Raw genomic sequence first — 2,434 nt, forward strand, 5'->3', positions numbered from 1 at the left:
ATCATGTCCGACGCGATCAGCGAGGACGCCACGGTCTAGCGCCGGGCAGTTCTACAGGTTCACCGCTGGGTCGGGAGCAGCGTGCCGCGGCGAGCTCTGCTGCGGCGCCGGAGCTGTCGCCGGCGCGTCCTTCGGTGCAGGCTCGGGCGCCCGTTCCGCATTCGTGGCACCCGGCTCCGCGCCCGGCTTGTCCTTGGCGTCGTCGCGACGGTCGTCCGGCTTCTCGGTACCGTCGTCGGCTGGCTTGTCCGGCTTGCCGTCCTCGGCCGGCTTGCCGTCGGCCGCGTCGCCGGATCCTCCCAGCCCGCCTGCCATCTGGCTGATCTGCTGGACGCCCTGCATGATGCCCTGCGGCACGGAGGCAACGGCTCCCATCGCCTGCATCGGTATCTGCATGGCCTGCCCGGCCATCTGCATCGGCATGCTCATCATCTCGCCCATTTGGCCCATCGCACCACCGCCTCCGGCGCCCGAACCCCCGCCGGGGCCACCGGCCGAATCGAACTGATGCTTCTCGATGTCCGCGGCATTCTGCTGGTCCGCACTCTTGTACTGCCCGGCGGCGGACACGATGGTGGACGCAGTGCCTGTCGCTTGGTCCTTGAGCTGCGGTAACCCGTCCTGGATCGCGCCCTCCATCGCGGGCAGCTTGTCCGCAATCGCCTGGCTCATCGGATCGGTACCCGTGACGGTGAAGGGCGGCGGCGCCTCGGGCAGACCCCCGGCCGCCGTCAGCAACTGATTGCCGTAGCGCTCCAACAGTTCTGGATCGACCGTCAGCGGCGGAACGGCGCCGTCACCCATTCCCATTCACTCCACCCCGCTCAGAATCGAATGTTTCGAACGACGTCGTAGACACCCGCGATCCACAGCAGCAGCGGGATGACGGCCGCGATCGCAGCGCCGTCGAGCAGTTCGAGAATTCTCTTGGTCACCGGCGACACTCGCCGGACGCCGTCGGTTGCACCGACCAGGATCAGGGCGACGACGACACCCACGCAGTAGATGCTGAGCACCAGCCACGCACTCTGCGGGTTCCACAGACATAGCTTGATCATCACGCCGGTCGGGATCACCACCGTCGCGGCGAGAAGCGCCCAGGCACACCACCGCTCGGCGTACAGGCGTGAGCGGAATCCGCAGACCGTCGTGACGAGCCCCGCCACGATCAGGCTGTGGACGAAGAAGTGTCCCTGCACCACCACCGCGATCGCACCAGCGGCCAACACCACCGCGCCGGCCGTCAGGAAGCCGACCAGCAGTTGCTTGGCCAGGTGGCTGCGTTCAGTCAGTCGCACCGCCGATTCGGGCACGGACGCGATGATCGCCTGCCACGTCGGCGTTTCCTCGTCCGTCGCTTCGCGCGTCGAAACCGGATCCAGCAGTTCATCGTTCGACACGGACTCACCGGGTGCCGGGATGGGCGGGAGCGCGATCCGCGCGACGGCCACCGTCAGCTTCGCGGAGTTGGTCACGACGATCATGCCGAAGGCGATGGCGCTTGCCGGTACCCAGTCCTGCCATCCGTAGCCGTACGCGACGGCGGCGGCAGTGACCGCGACCGCGAAGATCGCCAGGAACGACGCCACCTCCGCGCGCTTGCGTGGGCCTCCCCGCGTGGCCAGAACCACCAGCAGGAGCACGGCGGCAGCACCGGCGACGTTGGGGGCGCCCAACCCTGACACCCCGTCGGGCAACGGAACGACCAGCGCGGCAGCACCCGCGAGCGGTGCGAGCGAAGCGACCAGCAGACTCTCGGAGGCGTCGAGGTTCTGGTACCGATTCCTGGCCAGCACACTGCCACCGAGCAATCCGACGCCGAGCACGGCGAGGGCCAGCGTCCACCACCAGCCGTGCCCGGTCTGCGACCAGCTGAGCACGACGACCCCGGCGACGAGTAGTGCCACGACCGGAATCACCAGTCCCACGAAGCGATTCAGCGCGGTGCGGTCGAACTCCGGTGACTCGTCGAGCACGGCGATCGCGTCGATGACGTCCTCGACCAGCGGTCGGTACCGCTCGGTGCGACTCACCGACACCAAGGTCAGCAGCGCGCCGTCGACGACGCCTGCCTCATCGAGCGACTCGGCGGCCTTCAGCGGCGGGGCACCTGGACGCGCGAACGCCCACTCCCCCTGCGCCTTGAAGTCGAAGCCCGCCAGGACGTCCGCCGGCGTGTCCTCGAGCAACTCCGCCAGCACCAACACGGTCTCGTCGATGTATGTCTCGACCGGCGCGGCGGACGGCAGGACGAGATCCGTCATGCGGCGCCCCGTCAGGATGGTGACGCGCGTCGTCGACGGCCGGCCGGGCGTGGTGCTCGGCGTGCTAGGGGCGGCGGCCGTGGTGGTCAACGACGTTCGAGCCGGTCGAAGTCGTCGGACAGCGCCGCGGCCAGTTCAGTGATCCGCCTTCGGAATTCATTGTCCAGCAG

Annotated in this window: 2 protein-coding genes; both read right to left on the reverse strand. The window is 68.6% G+C overall.

Going from position 1 to position 2,434, the window contains the following annotated elements; all coding sequences use genetic code 11:
• Nucleotides 1-51 precede the first annotated feature (51 nt).
• Nucleotides 52-810, reverse strand: coding sequence for a hypothetical protein (locus ACRDUX_RS20365; RefSeq protein WP_526415881.1), 759 nt, complete (start codon nucleotides 808-810; stop codon nucleotides 52-54).
• A 14-nt stretch (nucleotides 811-824) separates the two neighbouring features.
• Nucleotides 825-2,354, reverse strand: a complete 1,530-nt coding sequence (gene eccD, locus ACRDUX_RS20370; RefSeq protein WP_526415883.1) for a type VII secretion integral membrane protein EccD — start codon at nucleotides 2,352-2,354, stop codon at nucleotides 825-827.
• Between the last annotated feature and the right edge of the window lie 80 nt (nucleotides 2,355-2,434).

This window comes from Mycobacterium sp., assembly GCF_050701675.1.
Classification (GTDB): Bacteria; Actinomycetota; Actinomycetes; order Mycobacteriales; family Mycobacteriaceae; genus Mycobacterium.